The following is a 20,157-nucleotide window of genomic DNA, read 5'->3' on the forward strand; positions in this document are numbered from 1 at the left end:
ATGTTACTCGATTCCTTTTTTAATCTCGCTAATCATTTCTGTCACTGACTCCAGTCCGCCACCAGATAAATACCAGTAGTTCGGATCTAAATAAACGATGTGATTATTTTTATAAGCATCTGTATTTTTCACAAGTTCATTTTCAATTACTTCCTTTGCAGACGTTTCGCCACCATCTACAACAGCGTCACGATCAACAACGAATAGATACCCAGGGTTCTTTTCTGCAATGTATTCGAATGAAATACTTTGTCCATGCGTCGATGCTTCAAGATTCGAATCCGCTTCAGGTAACCCTAACACATCGTGAATGAGTCCAAACCTTGACCCAGCTCCGTAAGCACTTACCTTACCACCAGTCACGAGTGTAATTAATCCTTTCTCATCTAAAGAAGATGTAAGCTCCTGAACAGATGAAATTTCTTCATCAATTTTCGCTAATTCTTCTTCCGCTTCTTTTTCTTTCCCAAAAATCTCACTAAGCGTTGTGACATTCTTTTTGAATGAAGGAATATAGTCTGTTGTATCGACTCCCATATAAATTGTTGGGGCAATCTTACTTAATTCTTCATAGGCATCCGACTGTCTGCCTGAAATGATAATTAACCCGGGGTTCATTTCTGCGATTTGTTCAAAATCCGGTTCCTTCAAACCGCCAGCGTTTTCGTATGTATCTGCTTCATATTTTGAAAGGTAAGATGGAATATTAGCTTGCGGAACACCCGCTACCTCTACACCTAATTTATCGAGAGTATCTAGTGTACCAAAATCAAAGACAACAACATTCTCAGGATTTTTTTGAACCGTTGTTTCGCCAAGCTCATGCTTCACCGTTACTTCTTCCGTTTCTGTTGAGGCTGTTGCTTCTGCATTTGCTTCTGTTGCTTCGGAATTATTCGTACCGCATGCAGATACGATCAGTGCTAGAGCTGATAGAGCTAAAATCAAAATCCATTTTCTCATTATTCTTCTCCCCTTATATCTTTTATTGGTGTTGATAGAATTGATAACAATTCTCAATCATTCACAATAAAAAAGAATGACCGAAATCATCTATCTCAATGATAATGATTATCAGTATCACTTGTCAACACTAATTTCGATATTTAAGAGAAATAAATACCAATGCGATGGTCACCGTATTGCTCAATAGGAATATGCATATCATAAATTTCTTGCAGAACTTCTGTCGTAATCATCTCTTCGGTTCGCCCTTCTCTTATTAGCGATCCATTTTTAAGCGCAACGATTTGGTCTGAGTAAACCGATGCGAAGTTAATATCGTGAATTACGATTAAGACGGTTTTCCCCAACTCATCAGCTAGGCGTCTTAATACCTTCATAATTTGAACAGAATGCTTCATATCAAGATTATTTAACGGTTCATCAAGAATGATGTATTCCGTATTCTGTGCAATAACCATGGCAATAAAAGCCCGCTGCTTCTGACCACCGCTTAAATGATCAATAAACTGATCTTGGATTTCTTCTAGTTCCATATAGCGAATCGCTTCATCTACATATGCCCAGTCCTCTTTAGATAGTCGCCCCTGTGAATAAGGAAAACGACCAAATGAAACCAATTCACGGACTTTTAACCGAACGTTTAGCTCATTAGATTGTTTCAATATGGAGATTTTCTTTGCAAGCTCATTGCTTTTCGTTTTTGTAACGTTATTCCCATCGATGTAAACTTCTCCTTCATCACATGAAAGCAAGCGACTCACCATTGAAATAAGCGTACTTTTCCCTGCCCCGTTTGGACCGATGAAGGAAGTGATCGTCCCTTTTTGAACAGTGAGAGAGACGTTCTGAACAACTTTTTTCTTACCATATGATTTTGAGACATTTTTGATTTCAATCATGATTTCCTCTCCTTCAGTAGAAGATAAATAAAGTACACGCCGCCAATAAAATTAATAATAACGCTAATCGATGTTGAGAATGTAAAAACACGTTCGACAATTAGCTGTCCTCCGACCAAAGCAATCACGCTCATAAAAATTGATCCTGATATGAGATAGCTATGTCGATACGTCTTAAGAAACTCATGTGCCACATTGACTACGAGTAGTCCGAGAAACGTAATTGGGCCAACTAGTGCGGTCGAAATCGATACGAGAATCGAAATGACAATTAACAATCGTTTCACGATGTGATCATAGTCTACGCCTAGATTCACAGCGTGATCACGTCCTAGTGATAGCACGTCCAAGTACTTTATGTATTTCCAGGCATAAACCAATACAATGACAAAAGCAGCAATCGAGACAATCAAGACATCTGTGTTCACATTATTGAAGCTCGCAAACATTCGATCCTGTACAACCTGAAATTCATTCGGATCGATCAGCATTTCCATGAACGATGAGAGACTACCAAATAACGTGCCGAATATTAAGCCAATTAAGAGCAGGAAGTAGATATTCTGACCTTCTTTTCGAAAGAGGAGCTTAAATAATAGACTTGCAAACACCATCATTAAGAAAACTGACAAAAGGAAGTTAATATTTTTATTTAATATTAAGATGTTCATTGATCCAAATAAGAAGATAATGACGGTTTGAATGAGCATATAGAGAGAATCAAGCCCAATAATGCTAGGTGTCAGGATTCGATTGTTTGTGATAGTTTGAAAGATAACCGTAGAGAATGCAATGGCACTTCCTGTTACAATAATAGCCACAATTTTGATTGCACGCCTCGGCAAAATATAGCCTACATTTCCTCCCAGGTCGATCAATAGAAACGCGCTAATGAGCAGCAAACTGAGCACAAAAAGGAGACTATTTTTCATACGTTTAGACATAAGCTCTTCTCCTTAACAACAAGTAAATAAATAGAATACTTCCGATTACGCCAACCATCAAACCAATCGATATTTCATAAGGATAAATCATTACTCGTCCAATAATATCGCAGATTAATACAAATACAGCACCCATCATGGCAGTTGGAAACAGATTCGCTTTCAGATTATCCCCCATCATGATCGAGACGATATTCGGAATAATCAAACCGAGAAATGGAATGGCTCCTACTGTTAACATCACAACCGTCGTCACTAAAGCGACGATAACGAGTCCAATGTTGACGATTTGCTTGTACTTTAAGCCAAGGTTGACCGAGAAGTCTTCTCCCATCCCAGCAATCGTAAATCGATTTGCATATATATATGCAATGATAAGGCCTGGAACGCTTATGTATAATAGTTCATACTGTCCTTTTAATACGACTGAGAAATCTCCCTGTAGCCATGAGCCGATGCTCTGCATTAAATCATACTTATACGCGAAAAACGTAGTAATTGACCCGAGAACATTCCCAAACATCAACCCTACTAGTGGAATGAAGATCGCATCCTTATATTTCACTCGATCGAGCACCTTCATAAAAAGGAACGTACCCGCTAAGGCAAACAAAAACGAAATCATCATTTTTTCCATTAAGCTAGCGGAAGAAAATAAGATAAGGGAAACGAGAATCCCAAGTCTAGCAGCATCCATCGTCCCTGCCGTTGTTGGAGAGACAAACTTATTACGACTAAGCTGTTGCATAATAAGTCCACAAATACTCATACTTGCTCCGGCAATAATAATACTAACAAGACGCGGAACCCGACTAATCCAGAACACCTGACTCTGCTCATCCGTGAAATGAAACACTTCAAGTGGTGACATGCTTTTCACCCCGATAAACAGGGATATAAAGGATAATAAAATAAATAAACTGATTAAGTATCTTTTCTTCATCTCACTCTTCCCTTTACTAGATTTGGCTAAATCGCTATTACCATACACATCTAATTTATAATGATAATCATTATCACTTCGTCACGCAACCTATTTATGTCTTTTCATTAGAAATATATAAACATAAAAAAGAGAGAATAGCAGCCAATTTTCTAGCTCGCTTTCTCTCTATCTTTCAGTAACCTATCTTATTTTGATGCATACCAATCGAGCGCTTTCTCTTCTATTTCTTTTACAAGTGAATCCTTTCCATCGATATAAGCTTCCATATCCTCAGGATAACGCATCGCAAGCTCAGCCTTTGTCTGTCCGTATTGCAAGCGATCACTCCGATGTTCCATTAAGTAGTCTCGAAATGCCAGGTGGCGATCAATGTCCGGATTTCCTAATTCATATAGATGAACATGATGAGAGCGCTGATCTCCACCCTTCCGAAAGAAACGGCGGCCAGTCAGTCCATTTTCACCAAGCGCTTCATATCCAAGTTCTTTCATGTACTCATTTTTTTGATCCACTAGACGAAGATCTTTCACAACTGGCATGATATCGATCACAGGCTTCGCTTTCAACCCTTCAACCGCGGTGCTTCCAATATGATGAACTTCGATCATATTATCGCCATATACACGCTCAAGCTTCTGAGCTTCTAACAAAAAGAGCTCACGCCATATCTCATTAAACTCCTGAACTTCTACTTTCCTCATTGTGCTCACCTCAATTAGTTTGAATTTAGTCTCGCATTCTAATTAACGCTACTCACAGACCCTCTACGCTAAAAGTTCCACTAGAAGGATGGGCTCGAAATCCTGGAAAATAGTTCGCAACTCTCTTCCGTAAAGATAAGTCACCCCTGTAGACTTCTAGATCGGAGAGGGGGAACCTCCCAAAAATATGCGAGGGCTTGCCCACAGGAGTTATATTGGCCAAAATTCAAGTTTATTAGCTAACTAGAATCATCACACCTAATTATACCATTATATGGAATAAACCCCACTCCTCCTTAATGAAATTTTTACAATCAAGACGTTTGTAACGAGACGATGATGAGAGTATAATTTGATAATTGATTGAGGGGAAAACTACTTCACTACTACTAATGAAAATGATGAAAAATTGCGAGAGGAGTCCTATCGTGACCACCAAACCTTATAATAAAGTGTTAATTGCGACGCTTCTGCTAGCTGGAGCGTTTATTACAATTTTAAACCAGACTCTTATGATTACGGCGATTCCACCGATCATGGAGGAAATGAACATTACCGCGAATACAGCACAATGGCTGACGACAGTCTTCATGCTTGTGAATGGAATCATGATACCGATCAGTGCTTTTCTTCTTGAACGATTTACAACGAGACAACTTTTTATTTCAGCGATGAGTATTTTCTCAGTGGGAACGGTGATTGGCGGATTCGCGCCGAACTTTGGCGTGTTGTTAATTGGGCGTGTTATTCAATCCGCCGGCGCTGGGGTTATGATGCCACTTATGCAAACCGTCTTTCTGATGATTTTTCCAGTGAACAAACGCGGCGCTGCGATGGGTTACATCGGGCTCGTGATTTCATTCGCACCCGCCATCGGTCCTGCGTTATCCGGTTGGATTACAGCTGCCTATTCATGGCGCATACTCTTTTGGTCAATGTTGCCACTCGCGATTATGATTATTGCCGTTGCCTATTTCGTTATGAAAAATGTGACAGAGCTCACGTTTCCAAAAGTCGATCCGATCTCCATTATTCTTTCATCGATCGGTTTCGGCGGATTGCTTTATGCGTTCACGAGTGCAGGGAACATAGGCTGGGACAGCATGAGAACGATTGTTGTTCTTATCGTTGGTGTCGTCACGCTGACGATATTCATATTAAGACAGCTACGTCTTTCACAGCCGATGCTCGAGTTTCGAGTATTTAAAGATAAGATTTTCACCATTACGACGATTATTGGGATGATGATGTTTCTTGGGTTAATCGGCTCAGAAACGTTGATCCCACTATATATGCAAAACATGAGAGACTTTACCGCATTTGAATCCGGACTTGTCCTACTTCCTGGGGCCGTTATTACAGCGTTTATGTCTCCGATTACTGGACGGATTTTTGATAAAATCGGTGCGCGTCTCCTTGCAATTGTCGGTTTAACAGTTGTAACTGGTGCAACGCTCGGGTTCTCATTTCTCGACACATCGACAACCATTACGTTCTTAACAGTGATGTATGCGATTCGTATGTTTGGTTTATCGATGGTCATGATGCCTGTCACAACGGCTGGATTGAATCAAATGCCGAAACACCTTATTCCACATGGAGCTGCTATGAATAATACGATGCGACAAATCGCGGCATCAGTCGGAACGGCGATTCTAGTGACGGTAATGACAACGACCGCTCAAACAGCTCAGCAGCAGCCATCTATCTCAAGACCAGATATTTATGGCGTAAATATCGCCTTTCTCGTCATTCTTGCTCTCACGATTGTGGCGCTGGTGCTTTCGTTTTTTGTGAAAAAGAACGCGCCTCAACAAGAATTCATGCAATCGAATGAAGCTCCGGTTGCGAACGACAGGAATCAGCCTAAATCTGTTAATGCTTAAACGAACATTTTTCATTCAACCGTTCAGTCATTTGACTGAGCGGTTTTTAATATTGAAATGTTGACGACAGGATTGTTTCCCGCTAATCAGGTCATACTTGTTAGTAAATTCAATTACAAGGATGAACAAATGATTTACATCTATCATGACTACGGTGGAACACACCACATCAATAGCTTCAGCCTTTCATTTACGTCTTTTAAAGCCCTCCTCTCTTCCTTTAACGAGTGAAGAAGTTCTTGCCGTGCCCTTTTTTAACAAATTAACGAAAAAGGACGTGGGACGTCTCCTTCTCCACGGACGGGATTCAGATGTCTAAAAAGTGCAGTCCGCTCATTTATGATCTCGTTGAGCATACGAAAAAACAAGCTCACCTAACGACGGAAAAAGTGCTCCAACTCGAGAGTCAGCATTTTAAGATTTAAAAAGTTTCACTTGTTGCGCGTCGAACCATCGTTTGTTCAACGCGCACTTTTCAGACTAGGTGTTTTCTAAGTTGTAGTTAATGGGATAACTCCAAAAAGTAGGGCAATGATAGCTAATAGATAGATTAAATACGAACCCCCCGAGACCACTGCTCTCGGGGGGTTCGTATTTACATAATCTGAACGCTTTGTAGTAAAGCTAAATAGCCTGATATGATAAACAACACGCTCATTAGAAATGAAAAAAGTGGTGACATCTTTTTCATAAACGCAACAATCATCACTACCATAAACACTACAGCTAAAGCGCCAAGCAACATCGTATTCACGTTAACGACTAATTCAATAGAGGCACCAGATGGGACTAAGCCGTTTGTGAATAGCGTAAACAGCGGTGATACGCCTTCAAGACGAATGAGAGAAGCCAGGTTGTTTGGAGGTGAAGAGTGACTCATCGCACCCGTAGCGGCAAAAATCAATAACACCATCACGGATTCTACTTTTGTCCACGGTCTCGGATCAAAACCTTTATTCTCTTTAAGTTTTTTCTTCATGATAACACCATTTAGAAAGGCATATCCAAGTAGTGGGACAATGAGCAAGTGTTTGATTAATAAACTTTGTCCGTAAGAAACCATCCATGCATCAGGATAATCTTGTAATGGAATAACGAACTGCATTAACAATAGCCCTGTGATCCCTACTACTATGAAACAGATAATAGCGGTTGGGTGAAACCATCTCAGAAATTGCGTCCAGTTTGCCGCGTTTTTTGAAAGCCAGCTTATGACAAAAAGTACTCCTACCCAGGTAATGACAGCCGTAAAGTGTATAGTGTGAACGACAAATCCTTTAACTGGATGAAGAGAGCTTGAATGGCTCGCCCACCCTAGTGCTAGAATGAGAAACAGAAGAAGAACCATACCAACGAATGGATATCTCTTCTCCTGTCCATCATCAACGAAGAGAATATATAGGCTTAAAATAATGGACAGAAGAACTGTAAAACTCCAAGCCTGCCCCACTTTAAATGTAACTAATACCGACGACAGAGCTTGTCCTATTCCATAGTCCTCATATAAATAAAGAAGTAAATCCAAAATCGGCATGAAGGAAAAAAGCGCAATCCCTCCTGCAGCCAAAAGCCGAACCTTTTTAGGAACATGAATAACCGGCTTTTTGTCTTGAGAAATAAATAAGAAAAGATAATCCGCAATCAGTAACGCAAAGCTAATATAAAGCAGCGCTTCACTCATTACTGTTAGGAGAAACATTGATTATTTTTTCCTCCTCATTAACCATATGCTACCAATAAGTACAACAACCAGCACACCAATAACAACACCGATTACCGTCCCATTAGAGTTTTCCTCTTCGGCTGTATCTGTCTTCGTCTCTTCTTCTTTATTCATTTGTTCTTTCGTCTCTTCTGCTTCTGAATCTTTCGTTGTTTCTTCAGATGATGGCTCATCTTCCTTCACTTCTGATTCAGGTACGTCTACTGAAAAAGAAAACGTTCCTTCAATTGGATGACCATCAACCCCAATAATTTTCCATTGTACTTCATAATCTCCGTTTTCAATTGGCTGATCAAACGTTCCAGTCATTGTATTGTTTTCAACTGTGATGTTATCAACCGCTACGGTTTCACCATTCGCATTTTGTAATTCAAACGAGCTTGTTTCCTCAATTTCTGTTTCGAAAGTGAGAGTTACTATGTCTAAATCCTCTGTTATTGTACTTCCATCTTCAGGATTAGAACTTTCCAACCCAGTATGGGCGTAAGTCATATTCCCAAATGTGAGTAAACACGCAATTGTTAAAACTAATATCTTTTTCATTATCGTTCCTCCATTAATTATTTCTGCTGTCAGAATGATTCTCCGTTTCTTGTAAGAAAATGAATCAAAACATACGATAAAATGTGTGAATGATTCACTAATGATCACATTCTTCAACAGTATAGTTTCATTATGAAAAAGGCTAAAGGTGATTTCAATGCTTGCATCGAAACAGTTTTGGATATTCCATGAACTTTCTCAGTGAGAATAGAAGCAATATTTCCTTTTCAGTCAAGACAGGTGTTCTGCCTTGACTTTTGTAGTTTAGACTGTTCTCTCATACCTAAATTGATTGAAAAAAAACGAGGGTATGGCTACTATTTAGCCAACGGTTGTACTTTCTCGAGCCTCGTACTAGTTCGTTTGAATAAAACAACTCCTACGAGAAGTAACGCAAAGATTAGCATTACACTCGAGCCTACTATAACGCTAAAACGTATAGATATAAGTTCTGCAATGATGCCGCAGCCAATCATCACAATTGTAACAAAAACCGCCTCAATCCAGCTGAACAAACTCCCAATCCTCCCCATAACATCAACAGGAATATTGTTTTGATAAAAAGTGTAAAAGCCAGTATTCATGAATGAAAGGGAAAAAGAAAGAACAAAGCAGCCGATCGCAGCTAACTGAAATGATGACGATAAAGCAAAAATCAGATACCCAATGGAAAGCACAATGGCCCCTCCCCCTATTAACGAAAGGGGATTTCTTTTTTCTGCAATAAGGGTATTAAGAATGGCTCCGAAAAGAACTCCGATCCCAGCGATACTTACGAGAAAACCATATTCTGTATTCGTTAGATGAAGTACTTCTGTTGCGAAGCTCGCTTCAAGTGAATCTACTCCCCAGCTCATCATGCCAACCGCACTCACTAGAAAATAAATGAGAATCACAAAAATAGCGCTTCGACTAAACGTGTATACAATGCGCCAATCTTCTTTAATCACTTGAAATGAAACAACACCTGATAAGTTCATCCGCGTCTCTTTTTCTATATCAGGTAGCAAAAGAAACAACGTGCCAGCAAGAAATAATGCTCCTGAATTAAGGTATATGGCATGGGTTGGCGTTCCGATAATAAATAGCACGCCAGCAATCGCTGGCCCTATCACAAATGCACCTGAATCAACTAAACTTCGAAGGGAATTGAAGTGGATTCGCCTTTCTTTAGGAAGAAGCTTCGTCATGTATGTCATTGATGTTGGATGAAAAACCGAGCTACCCATGTTAATCAAAAATACAAGAGCGTAAATCGTCCATAAACTTGAAAGTTGTGGGAGAATAAACATCACCAATGCCTGAGCGACATTCACCCAAATCATAAGCCAACGTTTGTTCACACGATCAATTAGACTTCCAGCCCATGGATTTGTGAATAAAGTTGCCAATGGCTTCAGTAAGTATAGTCCTGTCACAGCAAGAGCTGACCCTGTTTGATTTAAGATGATGAGATTCAGAGCAATATGATACACCCATCCTCCGATATTTGACACACCTATTGATGTAAGCAACAATAGATCGTTCATCCGAATAGTACTAAGACGCTTCATAGCATGTCAGCTCCGATCGCGATAAGTTTTTAACCAATTAAAAAAATCTCACCCCCAGGACATATAGTCCCGGGGGCGAGATTGCTTATCGCGGTGCCACCCCGGTTCAGTCATGTGTCGCCACATTACTCTTATCAGGTACGGCAGAAGCTGCTTATACCATAGCTCGTTAACGGGAGCTCCCGTTACACCATCCCCACGTTCGGTTCCGATGTACAGCTCAGAGGTTTGGTTCAATCATGTTACCTTCACTCCTTTTCAGCTACCGGAGCTCTCTGTGTAAGGTCACATCATCTACTCTTCTCATCATCGCACTTGATTTTGTTATATAATACCAGTACAGCCACACCTTGTAAATGCTTATTTACAAGCCTCTTATTTTATTTAAAATCATACGCTGTTCAACAGAGGCAACCGACCTTCTTGTAGCAGCCACAGTGTCCGGATTAATGCTCACGCTATCGATTCCTTCTTGAATGAGGAACTCTGTGAATTCAGGGTAAGTTGACGGCCCTTGCCCACAAATCGAAACGGTTTTACCATACTTATGCGCTCCGTGAATCAGCTGTTTAATCGCTCTTTTTACGGAAGGATTACGCTCATCAAAGTACCCCATGCTGTTTAGAATGCCAGAATCACGGTCAGATCCAAGAATAAGCTGTGTTAAATCATTGCTTCCGATGCTGAAGCCATCCACAAGCTGCGCGAACTCCTCCGCTTCAAAAATGACAGACGGCACTTCCGCCATAATCCAAATCTTGAATTCCTGATTTTGAACTAGTCCTTCTTCTGCCATGATCTTCTTGACTTTCTCAACTTCCCACGTTGTCCGAACGAACGGAAGCATTGTCCAAACGTTGATTAGACCATATTCATCGCGAACCTTTTTAATCGCTCGACACTCCAAACGGAATCCTTCTTCATACTGTGGAGAGATGTAGCGAGAAACACCGCGCCAGCCGATCATCGGGTTTGCTTCAACGGGCTCTACTTCATCTCCCCCGATGAGGCCACGAAATTCATTTGAGCGGAAGTCACTCAAGCGAACAACCATTGGCTTTGGATAGATATCCTGGGCCACCTTTGTTATTCCTTCGGACATTTTTTCAATAAACATCTCTTCCTGTCCGGTCTTCAGCAAATGCATCGGGTGAATTCCGATATTTGAAAATATAAATTCCGTTCGCATTAAGCCAATTCCATCAAACGGCAGATGTTTGTATTTATTGATTAGATCAGGCTCACCTAGATTCATATAAATTTTAGTTCCTGTGATTGGAGCCAGCTGGTGAAGAAGTGATTCATTGAATCCTTCAGTGCTGTTCGTCACTTCGTTGGCCTGTTCTTTCTTTTTCACTTGTTCAGTTTCTTTTAGAAGTCCTTCATATACTACTCCACGCGTCGCATCAACCGTCACTTCCATTCCATCCATTAACACATCTGTCGCAATCGAAGATCCAACAATACATGGAATCCCAAACTCACGTGAAACAATAGCGGCGTGACAAGTACGCCCGCCTTCATCCGTAACGAGTGCTGCCGCTTTTTTCATAGCAGGAATCATATCCGGATTCGTCATAATGGTCACTAGAATATCGCCTTCTTCTACAAGAGAAACTTCACTAATATCTTTGATCTTGCGGACTTTTCCGCTTGCAGACCCAGGAGAGGCAGCTAATCCTCGAACAAGCATCTTCTTTGGCGTTTCTACCTTTTCAACCACTTTTGTTTCCTCCTCTTTTAGTGTTGTTATTGGACGAGCTTGCAGAATGTAAAGTTCATTTGTTTGGCAATCAAGGCCCCACTCAATATCCTGAGGCGTTTGATAAAGTTCTTCAATTCGAACAGCGTCACGTGAAAGCTGAGCGATTTCAGCTTGTGTTAAGCACTGTTGGTTCACGTGTTCCTCACTTAAATATTCTTTCACCGCAACCGTATCCGTTCCGATTGCGTTGGCTTTCTTTACGACAAGCACTTTCTTTTCGGCTACGTGCTTTTCGATTAATTTGAACGTTCTCTTATCGACAATATATTCGTCTGGTGAAACCATCCCTGAGACAACCGCTTCGCCAAGTCCCCAGCTCGCATTAATCATCATCTGTTCGCGTTCACCTGTAATTGGATTCGCTGTAAAAATAACGCCTGATTTTTCACTATTCACCATTAGTTGTACGACCGCACAAAGAGAGACATCGAAATGGTTGAACTGCTGTTTTTCGCGATAGTAAATGGCTCGTGATGTCCAGAGCGATGCCCAGCATTTCTTAATGTGATAAAGAAGCTCTGTTATCCCAGAAATTTCAAGATATGTATCTTGCTGACCTGCAAAAGAAGCTTCCGGAAGATCTTCAGCCGTCGCCGAGCTTCGAACGGCAACGAACGGATCCGTGACGTTAAGATCCTCACTAAACGCTGCATAGGCATTTCGGATCTCTACTTCAAGAGATTCAAGCATATCTGTCTGTAGAATCCATTCCCTAATCTCAGCACTCACCTCATTAAGCTGATCATTATTTTCATAATCAAGCGTCTTCATTTTTTGAAGAATCGACTGATCAAGTTCTCGTTCAGAGATAAACGTGGTATACGCTTCAGCTGTTACACAAAAACCAGGCGGTACGTGTACACCACTCTGCGTAAGCTCTCCAAGATTTGCTCCCTTACCACCGACAAGAGCAATATCATCTTTCCTTATTTCATGAAACCATCGAATCGCACTTTGCTCCACCTTTTATCCAACGCCTCCCTACTAGATTCGATTATTAGAATAACACATTAATTTAATTATGTCATACTATTTATTTTTAAAGTTTAATAATGTTGAACTTATAGGTTGATAGGTTTTTATTTTCGTCATTTTTTCTCACCTCTCCTATGATACGATTCCACTTTCCTTTGTGAATCCTAACAATTTCTTAACTTCTCTTTGTGAAATCCCACAAAGGTGTTCATTTTCTTGTATACTCTAATCAGAAGTAATGAATGTAAGGACATCGTTTACGAGTCATAAGAAAGGAGTGGTAGAATTGCATACCGATCAAGAACGTCATAACCCTTTTCAGGGGCCATTCCGTTCGTTAGAAGATTTAGCTGACTGCATTCGAGAAAACCTTGGTTGCCCCGTCACGATTGAAGATTCAGATCATCGCATTCTAGCGTATAGTTCACATGATGAAAATGTGGACCCTGCTCGTATTGCCACCATCATGAAACGAAAAGTTCCAGAAGATGTGATCAAAAGTCTATGGAAAAAAGGCATTATTCCTCAGCTATTTGAGAGTGATGATCCGGTTATTATCCCGGCGATCCCAGAAGTTGGGCTCGGCCAAAGAGTGGCGATATCGGTGCGAAAAAACGAAGAACTTCTCGGCTTTATTTGGGCTCAGCTTAATTGGGAAGTAAAGCAAGAAGAATTAGCGCTTCTAAAAAAAGCGGCTAAGGTCGTTAAAAATCAAATTCTCAAACTTGAAATAAAGAAGCGACATTCAGAAGAAGGTCATCGCGAGTTTTTTTGGAAACTGCTTACGGGTCATTATACAAAAGAAACAAGTATACTAGATCAAGCCTCCACCTACCACATTAAGTTAAAGGGTGAAATGGCGATCGTTGTCTTTGAGTTTAATGATGAAATACAACAATCGCTCGAACGCCATATGAACTATTACATTCAGGCTTCTCACCAAATCGAATTAATTTATAGTACGCTGGATCAGAATCAGCTCATTCTGCTCGTTCGACCAACAGATCAAAAAAACACGGCCGAGCAGCTATCAGAATTTGTACAGGTGTTTGTTGAGAAAATTAGTAATCGCCTTGGTGTCGATACACTAAAAGGCGGGGCTGGTACGCTCTACCAAAGTCCTCTTTCCATTAAAGACAGCTATCGTGAAGCACTTCATGTGTTATCCATTAAAGAACGATTCAAGCGTGAAGTAATGTCGATTTATAGCTATCAAAACCTTGGGATCTATCAGTTTATTGATCTTCTCTATAAAGAGCGCAAGCATTATCAAAACAGTTATATTGAGAAGCTCAAGCAGTACGATGCGATTAATCACACTCAGCTACTAGAAACGCTAGAAGTGTATTTGCAGCACGATAGCAACGTGAAGGCCGCGGCTCACGTTCTCCACGTTCATACAAATACGTTAAACTATCGGTTAAAACGCATCACTGATGTGGCAAATCTTGATCTAAAAGACGCTAATCAAAAAGTCACGCTCTATCTCGATTTAAAAATAGAACAAATGAAATCATAGGGTGTTTGTGTAATTACACAAACACCCCCTTTTATTTTCTTTTATTTACACAATGTGAAATCCATATAAGGCGTCTATAATCGTAGGTAATTGATCATTAATTAAGGCTAAGGGGATGAAATGATGTATATTGGTATTCCAAAGGAAATTAAAAACAATGAAAATCGCGTAGCGATTACTCCAGCAGGTGTCATCGCACTAACAAAGGCTGGTCATCACGTAACAGTTGAAACTGAGGCAGGAATTGGAAGCGGTTTCGAGGATATCGACTATCGCGAAGCAGGCGCCACAATTGCGACAGATGTAGCCGTTGTGTGGAATCAAGAAATGGTAATGAAAGTAAAAGAACCACTTTCTTCTGAATATACTTATTTCCGTGAAGGACTCATTCTCTTCACTTATCTACATTTAGCAGCTGAGCCTGAACTAACGAAAGCTCTTAAAGATAGCGGCGTAACAGCGATCGCGTACGAAACAGTTGTCGATCGTGGAACATTGCCACTTCTTACACCAATGAGTGAAGTAGCAGGGCGCATGGCTTCTCAAATCGGTGCACAAATTCTCGAAAAGCCTAAAGGCGGAAAAGGCATTTTGCTTGGCGGCGTTCCAGGAGTAAAGCGTGGCAAGGTTACCATTATCGGCGGTGGCGTTGTAGGTACAAACGCAGCGAAAATCGCGATGGGTCTTGGCGCAGATGTGACGATTCTTGACTTAAGCGCTGAGCGCCTTCGTCAGCTTGATGATATTTTCGGAAATGCGATTAATACGCTAATGTCTAACCCACTTAACATCGCACAAGCTGTTAAAGAAGCGGATCTTGTTGTTGGAGCCGTACTCATTCCAGGAGCAAAAGCTCCGAAGCTTGTAACAGAAGAAATGGTGAAAAGCATGACACCTGGATCTGTTCTTGTCGATGTTGCGATTGACCAGGGCGGAATCATTGAAACAGTTGATCACATTACAACGCATGATAACCCAACTTACGAAAAGCACGGTGTAGTTCATTATGCCGTAGCGAACATGCCTGGTGCAGTTCCAAGAACATCAACAATCGCACTAACAAACGTAACGATTCCTTACGCGATCCAAATCGCTAATAAAGGCGTAACGGCTGCGATCCAAAGCAATCCTGCACTTGAAAAAGGGTTGAACGTAGCAAACGGAGCGATTACTTACGAAGCCGTTGCACGTGATCTTGGCTATGATTATGTAGCAGCAAACGATGCTTTGCTTGGCACGCATGCTTAAACCGTTAAATTGTAAAAGGGGAACTCCAATGAGAATGGAGTTCCCCTTTTTTTCATTCAATTAAAGCTGCGAAATAACGAAACAGAGGACGAAATCTAATAATGTTGAATTCCCCTATTATGAAAAATAGATTCTCCTTAATGCGGAAAACCAATTACTTAATTGTTTTTTCAGCTGAGATTAATAAAAACATAGGTCTTAGGGTCTCATCTTTCATTTCAGGATCGCTTTTCAGCATTTCATTAGAAGGAACGGATTCATTAACTGCTCTTATAATAAATCCAGTGTCAATTAAGTCATTTATATATGAGGAAATCGTACGATGGTATTTCGTTACATTTTCAGTTAAGAATGTTGTTTCACGAACTCCCTCTACTTGATAGTTGTCGACTGGCCAATGCAGACGTTTACCCTGTTTATTGTAATACCAATCTTGTTCATCACGAGAAGTGAAGATAGGATGTTCAACTGAAAAAACGAAAGAGCCTTTAGGCTTTAAACAATCATATACCTTTTTACTGATTGATTTAAATGACTTAATATAGTGCAACGCCAACGAACTAACCACCACATTAAATTGCGAGTCTTGGAAATGAATATCCTCTATCGGCATTTTAATATAAGTAATGAAAGGATCATCCGTCATTTCACGGGCTTTTCGAAGCATTTTTTCAGATAGATCCACTCCAGTAACCGAACTTGCTCCTTGTTCACGAGCGTAAAGGCAATGCCACCCAAAACCGCATCCCAAATCCAGTACATTACTATTTCTCATTTCCGGTAAAAGCTTTTCTAATATATGCCATTCTCCAGCCCCTTCAAGTCCTCTCACTGAACGAGGCATTTTTTCATACGCATTAAAGAAATTTTGATCATCATATTTGTTTTGCTTCATTATGATTACACTCCTATTTTAAGATAGCCTTCCTAAAATCATCAAAACACATACCTATTTCAGGAAGGCTAAACGTCTTCTTCTTACCATTTCTTTCACCTCATTATTTAATACCCCAGTGTACTCTTTAAATCCTTCGTACTTACTTTATGAAATTCCTTTAAATAGCCCCGATTAGTGAAGATCATTCTTCAACATAACGTTGATTTGTTATATCAGAATTCCAGTCGATTGCAAAAGAGTTCGAAAGAAAACTTTTCATAAGAAAAACATAGTAAGAATTTAATCTCCCTATGTTTTCCATAACATTATTTATCTGTCTGTTTTTGCTTCTTTTTTAAATACTCCGCACGCATTTTTTCAAGATGCTTCTTTTTATCAAATTTAGAAGTCGGCTGTTTCTCATGAAACTTTGTCACAGCTACCTTACTTTTGTGATCCAATTGATATCTTCCCACTTTGTTCACCACTTTTCTTCTTTTACAAGAGAATCTATTCAACAATATAATATACCTTATTTTACAGCAGTCATCTTTATTTTGAACACTTATTTCACAAAAAAGTGTCCTTCTACTTCTTAAGAACATCCTTCGAGATACTTGAATACGATAGGAAATTTGTTTACTCAGATACTATATAATACATTTATTACCCAATAGGTAAATATGAATCCTAGGATTGTATTTATTACTCCCAAAACCATAATGATCTTACCTTGATTACCAACTTCGTAATCTCTTTTTAGCACTAAGCCAAGAAAAAAAGCAAAAGGACCAAATACTAACGGGCTAAATAGATAAGGTAAAAATGCTGAAATCCAACTTATTGTTAGAAGTATCCACTTTCCAGTTTTCTGTTTTTGTTCTCCATCCAAAAATAAATCCCCCTCAATGTCTTTGAACGAAACTCTGTTATACCGTTATCTTGTTCAAAATTCTTATACAATTTTTTTCAAATGAAACTATATAACTTAATCTTTCATTCTAGAAAAGAAGCCACCTTATTACAGATAGACTCCGAAACTCGATTACTGTTCTTTCTTTTGTTTTAGCAACCGTTAGTGAAAATACCTAGTTTGAGATTGCTCATATATCTATTCCAAAAAAATTAAATATTTCTGAAATGATTTCATCACTTCCTGGCGTAAACATAAATATTGAGAACGCAATACTTATGACCCCTATCAATACCAAGCCATTTCTTTTATTACCAAATAGCCCCTTAACAACTAAAAATATTCCTACAAATAATATTAAAAAATACCAAAAACCCATAACCTCACCCCTTAATAGAATAACGTTTCGTCAAATCTTGCACCAGATTGCTAAGCGATAACCACTGTGTAGCTAACTCCGAGATTGTGGAAAACCTGATTTCAAGATACTATAATCCTTTGATAATTATGTTTTATGTGTTTCCCCTAATTTTAACCCATTTGCAATAACGCCAATTGCCCCTGTAATAATAAATAGATAGGCAATAAACAAAGGAGTTGAGGATAGCGTTTCAGTAAATAATCTAAACAAACCAACTGCAAAAATAAGAAAGCTACCTATTAATGCTACAACTATTCTACTCGGCATTTTCACTCCCCCTAAATAAGTTTTTTTCCCTTTCACAAAGTTAATGCATTTTATAGAAATTCTATTTAGAAATCGCGAGCACATCCGCAATACCAATTATTTCAAATTAGTGTAAACAACTCAATCTTTTCTTTCATATTAAAAAGAAGCCTATCCTACTACAGATAAGCTCAGAGTTTATTGAAGAATTTCATTGGAATCCATTTCCAAAAATTACCGTGTGCATATGGAGATAGACGTGCGACTTTTTACTATTTGTAAGAATTTTTATTAATTTCTACACACTTAGAAGCCTTCGAAACGAAGGCTTCTTTTCCTTTATTTACTCGAAAAAACATACATAATTTGATTATGTATAATAGTTACAGAAGATGTTCAGAAACTAAAAACCTCTCCTTTTACATTAAGATACTCTTTAGACTATCTATCAAGTCAACGACTGCCATATCTATTTCTTTGATAACTATTCCTATACTTTCTCGAATTTTTTCTAGAATTTCGTCTTTTTTCATAATTTTACACCTCCCATTAAAAGTCCAAAACATTCCACTATTTCTATCAATTCATAACCTCAAATACCGTCTTTCTTTGCTTATAAGTCTGTACTATGAATAGATAAACACAGTTTACCTTAAATTTGAGCCTTCAACAATCCAGCCCTTATCTTGAAGACTCCAACAACCTACTAATCCTTTATTGATTAATATATGTACCTCTCTTAAATGCCCTTTTTATATCTACTACATTCTATCTACCCTCGTGAGCAGTATTATCAATTGATGAAAATTCAATTGGCTTCCTCTCATTCACCAAAGTGGTTCTTCTTCGTTACTTAACTGGTAATACAAAGGAGAAAGAAGAAGAATGAGTACTAGTAGAGCAAATGAAAAACTCAAATAGAACCATATAGAAAGCCTATAAATTGAAGTGATCGCAAGAGGAATAACGACTAGCATTGATGTATAACTCGATCGTTTTCTCGATTTAGCAGATAGATATTGTTTTGCGTCACAGTTTGGACAGCTGGCCTTTGCGCGATAGATTAACCTCAATGCTTCCTTCCATTTCCATGTATAACCACAAGTCTGACAAGTTGGCATGTTCTCTTCTCCCTTCTTTCTTTTATTTCTCACAAGAAAAACGCCAATTTATGGCTAATAGATCTTTTTCTAAATTTACTTTCCCTCCTACTTCTTTACATTCCTCAGCCGAAATCCCAATCGCCCGGTGGTTCATATAAGACGCTACTCCTGTTATCAATAGAATAAATGCGATTGACAGGATAAAGGTGTAACGAACTTTCTTCATTTATTTAACACCTACTTTTACTTTACTAATCCATTAAAATAGTCCTCATAATGATTTGCCATTTTCTCAAATTCTTCTTCATGCTTTTTCACATATTCCTCGGCGAATGTTTCCTCCATAAGCTGCTCCTCACTTGGAAATTCACCAAATTTGCTCATTAATGTGGCTACCATTTCATCTCTCGTTATTCGGAAGCTCTCATCTTGCACTCGAAATTCATATTCTTTGGCGTTCGGCACTAAGATCGTTAAGTAAATCGCGTTATAATGGAAAATCCTCTGAGCGCTGTTCGCTCCATCAAACCAGGTAGAATAGAAGTCTAATTCAGAACTTGCTCGCTCCTCGTCATAGGTCACGCTTATCTTTTGATCAGATAAATCAATTTTATTAACTGTTCCGCTTCCCGGAAGTTGAGCTAGAATCGCTAGAACAGCTGAATTGTCCCCAACATACGTCCCGCTAAATTTCAGCAATTCGATCCGATCGATTCCGCCAATCGTTTTCACACCCTGTTTATCCGACGACGCATTTCCATTGGAGCATCCTGTCACTAACAGAATAACGAGTATGATTGACATCCATTTCGTCTGTTTAGAGTACATCTTATTCTCCTTACTGTTATTCTTTGTTCCTACTTTATTTACGATGGAAACTACTTGGAAGTTTCAATAATGAACTAAAAAGGTAACTCCGCTGTGATGAG

General features: G+C 39.3%; 21 protein-coding genes and 1 other annotated feature. Of the genes, 4 read left to right on the plus strand and 17 right to left on the minus strand.

The window, feature by feature from the left end; all coding sequences use genetic code 11:
• Positions 1–3 precede the first annotated feature (3 nt).
• The 5 genes from ABVF21_RS09505 to ABVF21_RS09525 form a co-directional block, all read right to left on the minus strand.
• Positions 4–963: a siderophore ABC transporter substrate-binding protein gene (locus ABVF21_RS09505; protein ID WP_303530142.1), complete on the minus strand. Its 960-nt coding sequence runs from the start codon at positions 961–963 to the stop codon at positions 4–6.
• A 143-nt stretch (positions 964–1,106) separates the two neighbouring features.
• A complete protein-coding gene (locus ABVF21_RS09510) occupies positions 1,107–1,865 on the minus strand; it encodes an ABC transporter ATP-binding protein (protein WP_303530143.1) in 759 nt (252 codons plus the stop codon).
• Entirely contained in the window at positions 1,862–2,809 is a 948-nt protein-coding gene (locus tag ABVF21_RS09515) for an iron chelate uptake ABC transporter family permease subunit (RefSeq protein ID WP_303530144.1), read from the minus strand. The genes ABVF21_RS09510 and ABVF21_RS09515 overlap by 4 nt, the downstream gene beginning before the upstream one ends.
• Positions 2,802–3,752, minus strand: coding sequence for an ABC transporter permease (locus tag ABVF21_RS09520; protein ID WP_303530145.1), 951 nt, complete (start codon positions 3,750–3,752; stop codon positions 2,802–2,804). Before ABVF21_RS09520 ends, ABVF21_RS09515 begins: the two co-directional genes overlap by 8 nt.
• Positions 3,753–3,940: 188 nt before the next feature.
• Positions 3,941–4,456 carry a GrpB family protein gene (locus ABVF21_RS09525; RefSeq protein WP_303530146.1) on the minus strand — a complete coding sequence of 172 codons (516 nt, stop codon included), beginning with the start codon at positions 4,454–4,456 and terminating at the stop codon, positions 3,941–3,943.
• A gap of 428 nt (positions 4,457–4,884) precedes the next feature.
• Here ABVF21_RS09525 and ABVF21_RS09530 point away from each other — a divergent pair, with 428 nt between their 5' ends.
• Positions 4,885–6,342, plus strand: a complete 1,458-nt coding sequence (locus ABVF21_RS09530; RefSeq protein ID WP_303530147.1) for an MDR family MFS transporter — start codon at positions 4,885–4,887, stop codon at positions 6,340–6,342.
• 145 nt (positions 6,343–6,487) lie between these two features.
• Positions 6,488–6,661, plus strand: a complete 174-nt coding sequence (locus ABVF21_RS09535) for a DUF3189 family protein (protein ID WP_303530148.1) — start codon at positions 6,488–6,490, stop codon at positions 6,659–6,661.
• A gap of 276 nt (positions 6,662–6,937) precedes the next feature.
• Here the strand turns inward: ABVF21_RS09535 and ABVF21_RS09540 are convergent, their stop codons facing one another.
• The 4 genes from ABVF21_RS09540 to ppsA all read right to left on the minus strand — a co-directional run bounded on the left by ABVF21_RS09540 (position 6,938) and on the right by ppsA (position 12,889).
• Positions 6,938–8,041, minus strand: coding sequence for a copper resistance D family protein (locus ABVF21_RS09540; RefSeq protein ID WP_303530149.1), 1,104 nt, complete (start codon positions 8,039–8,041; stop codon positions 6,938–6,940).
• A gap of 3 nt (positions 8,042–8,044) precedes the next feature.
• Complete coding sequence (locus ABVF21_RS09545) at positions 8,045–8,608, minus strand: copper resistance CopC family protein (protein ID WP_303530150.1); 564 nt, start codon at positions 8,606–8,608, stop codon at positions 8,045–8,047.
• Between the two features lie 317 nt (positions 8,609–8,925).
• Positions 8,926–10,161 (minus strand): MFS transporter, encoded by a 1,236-nt coding sequence (locus ABVF21_RS09550; RefSeq protein ID WP_303530151.1) that lies wholly within the window; start codon positions 10,159–10,161, stop codon positions 8,926–8,928.
• 68 nt (positions 10,162–10,229) lie between these two features.
• Positions 10,230–10,480 (minus strand) — a binding site (T-box leader).
• A 45-nt stretch (positions 10,481–10,525) separates the two neighbouring features.
• Complete coding sequence (ppsA, locus tag ABVF21_RS09555) at positions 10,526–12,889, minus strand: phosphoenolpyruvate synthase (protein WP_371018110.1); 2,364 nt, start codon at positions 12,887–12,889, stop codon at positions 10,526–10,528.
• 298 nt (positions 12,890–13,187) lie between these two features.
• Here ppsA and ABVF21_RS09560 point away from each other — a divergent pair, with 298 nt between their 5' ends.
• On the plus strand, positions 13,188–14,420 hold the full coding sequence (locus ABVF21_RS09560) for a PucR family transcriptional regulator (RefSeq protein WP_303530153.1): 1,233 nt from the start codon (positions 13,188–13,190) through the stop codon (positions 14,418–14,420).
• Between the two features lie 123 nt (positions 14,421–14,543).
• On the plus strand, positions 14,544–15,668 hold the full coding sequence (ald, locus tag ABVF21_RS09565; RefSeq protein ID WP_283152816.1) for an alanine dehydrogenase: 1,125 nt from the start codon (positions 14,544–14,546) through the stop codon (positions 15,666–15,668).
• A gap of 154 nt (positions 15,669–15,822) precedes the next feature.
• On the opposite strand, the gene ABVF21_RS09570 is transcribed toward ald, so the two are convergent.
• From ABVF21_RS09570 to ABVF21_RS09605, 8 genes are all read right to left on the minus strand, one after another.
• Positions 15,823–16,563: a class I SAM-dependent methyltransferase gene (locus ABVF21_RS09570; protein WP_371018111.1), complete on the minus strand. Its 741-nt coding sequence runs from the start codon at positions 16,561–16,563 to the stop codon at positions 15,823–15,825.
• A 308-nt stretch (positions 16,564–16,871) separates the two neighbouring features.
• Complete coding sequence (locus ABVF21_RS09575; protein WP_303530501.1) at positions 16,872–17,006, minus strand: hypothetical protein; 135 nt, start codon at positions 17,004–17,006, stop codon at positions 16,872–16,874.
• 182 nt (positions 17,007–17,188) lie between these two features.
• A complete protein-coding gene (locus ABVF21_RS09580; protein ID WP_371018112.1) occupies positions 17,189–17,437 on the minus strand; it encodes a hypothetical protein in 249 nt (82 codons plus the stop codon).
• A 211-nt stretch (positions 17,438–17,648) separates the two neighbouring features.
• Positions 17,649–17,837, minus strand: a complete 189-nt coding sequence (locus tag ABVF21_RS09585; RefSeq protein ID WP_303530155.1) for a hypothetical protein — start codon at positions 17,835–17,837, stop codon at positions 17,649–17,651.
• A gap of 126 nt (positions 17,838–17,963) precedes the next feature.
• On the minus strand, positions 17,964–18,146 hold the full coding sequence (locus ABVF21_RS09590) for a hypothetical protein (RefSeq protein WP_303530156.1): 183 nt from the start codon (positions 18,144–18,146) through the stop codon (positions 17,964–17,966).
• Between the two features lie 806 nt (positions 18,147–18,952).
• Positions 18,953–19,246, minus strand: coding sequence for a TIGR04104 family putative zinc finger protein (locus ABVF21_RS09595; RefSeq protein WP_303530157.1), 294 nt, complete (start codon positions 19,244–19,246; stop codon positions 18,953–18,955).
• A 22-nt stretch (positions 19,247–19,268) separates the two neighbouring features.
• Positions 19,269–19,454, minus strand: a complete 186-nt coding sequence (locus ABVF21_RS09600) for a hypothetical protein (RefSeq protein WP_371018113.1) — start codon at positions 19,452–19,454, stop codon at positions 19,269–19,271.
• A gap of 17 nt (positions 19,455–19,471) precedes the next feature.
• Entirely contained in the window at positions 19,472–20,056 is a 585-nt protein-coding gene (locus ABVF21_RS09605) for a DUF4825 domain-containing protein (protein ID WP_303530159.1), read from the minus strand.
• Positions 20,057–20,157: the final 101 nt, after the last annotated feature.

Source organism: Pseudalkalibacillus sp. JSM 102089 (assembly GCF_041366475.1).
In the GTDB taxonomy this organism is placed as follows: Bacteria; Bacillota; Bacilli; order Bacillales; family Guptibacillaceae; genus Guptibacillus; species Guptibacillus hwajinpoensis_B.

Excerpts from the sequence above, each read along its gene's own strand:
- ABVF21_RS09510 (WP_303530143.1), bottom strand. The coding sequence starts at position 1,865 with ATGATTGAAATCAAAAATGTCTCAAAATCATATGGTAAGAAAAAAGTT.
- ABVF21_RS09545 (WP_303530150.1), bottom strand. The coding sequence starts at position 8,608 with ATGAAAAAGATATTAGTTTTAACAATTGCGTGTTTACTCACATTTGGG.
- ald (WP_283152816.1), top strand. The coding sequence starts at position 14,544 with ATGTATATTGGTATTCCAAAGGAAATTAAAAACAATGAAAATCGCGTA.
- ABVF21_RS09525 (WP_303530146.1), bottom strand. The coding sequence starts at position 4,456 with ATGAGGAAAGTAGAAGTTCAGGAGTTTAATGAGATATGGCGTGAGCTC.
- ABVF21_RS09535 (WP_303530148.1), top strand. The coding sequence starts at position 6,488 with ATGACTACGGTGGAACACACCACATCAATAGCTTCAGCCTTTCATTTA.
- ABVF21_RS09585 (WP_303530155.1), bottom strand. The coding sequence starts at position 17,837 with ATGGGTTTTTGGTATTTTTTAATATTATTTGTAGGAATATTTTTAGTT.
- ABVF21_RS09605 (WP_303530159.1), bottom strand. The coding sequence starts at position 20,056 with ATGTACTCTAAACAGACGAAATGGATGTCAATCATACTCGTTATTCTG.
- ABVF21_RS09550 (WP_303530151.1), bottom strand. The coding sequence starts at position 10,161 with ATGAAGCGTCTTAGTACTATTCGGATGAACGATCTATTGTTGCTTACA.
- ABVF21_RS09595 (WP_303530157.1), bottom strand. The coding sequence starts at position 19,246 with ATGCCAACTTGTCAGACTTGTGGTTATACATGGAAATGGAAGGAAGCA.
- ABVF21_RS09520 (WP_303530145.1), bottom strand. The coding sequence starts at position 3,752 with ATGAAGAAAAGATACTTAATCAGTTTATTTATTTTATTATCCTTTATA.
- ABVF21_RS09515 (WP_303530144.1), bottom strand. The coding sequence starts at position 2,809 with ATGTCTAAACGTATGAAAAATAGTCTCCTTTTTGTGCTCAGTTTGCTG.
- ABVF21_RS09540 (WP_303530149.1), bottom strand. The coding sequence starts at position 8,041 with ATGTTTCTCCTAACAGTAATGAGTGAAGCGCTGCTTTATATTAGCTTT.
- ABVF21_RS09505 (WP_303530142.1), bottom strand. The coding sequence starts at position 963 with ATGAGAAAATGGATTTTGATTTTAGCTCTATCAGCTCTAGCACTGATC.
- ABVF21_RS09590 (WP_303530156.1), bottom strand. The coding sequence starts at position 18,146 with ATGCCGAGTAGAATAGTTGTAGCATTAATAGGTAGCTTTCTTATTTTT.
- ABVF21_RS09570 (WP_371018111.1), bottom strand. The coding sequence starts at position 16,563 with ATGAAGCAAAACAAATATGATGATCAAAATTTCTTTAATGCGTATGAA.
- ABVF21_RS09600 (WP_371018113.1), bottom strand. The coding sequence starts at position 19,454 with ATGAAGAAAGTTCGTTACACCTTTATCCTGTCAATCGCATTTATTCTA.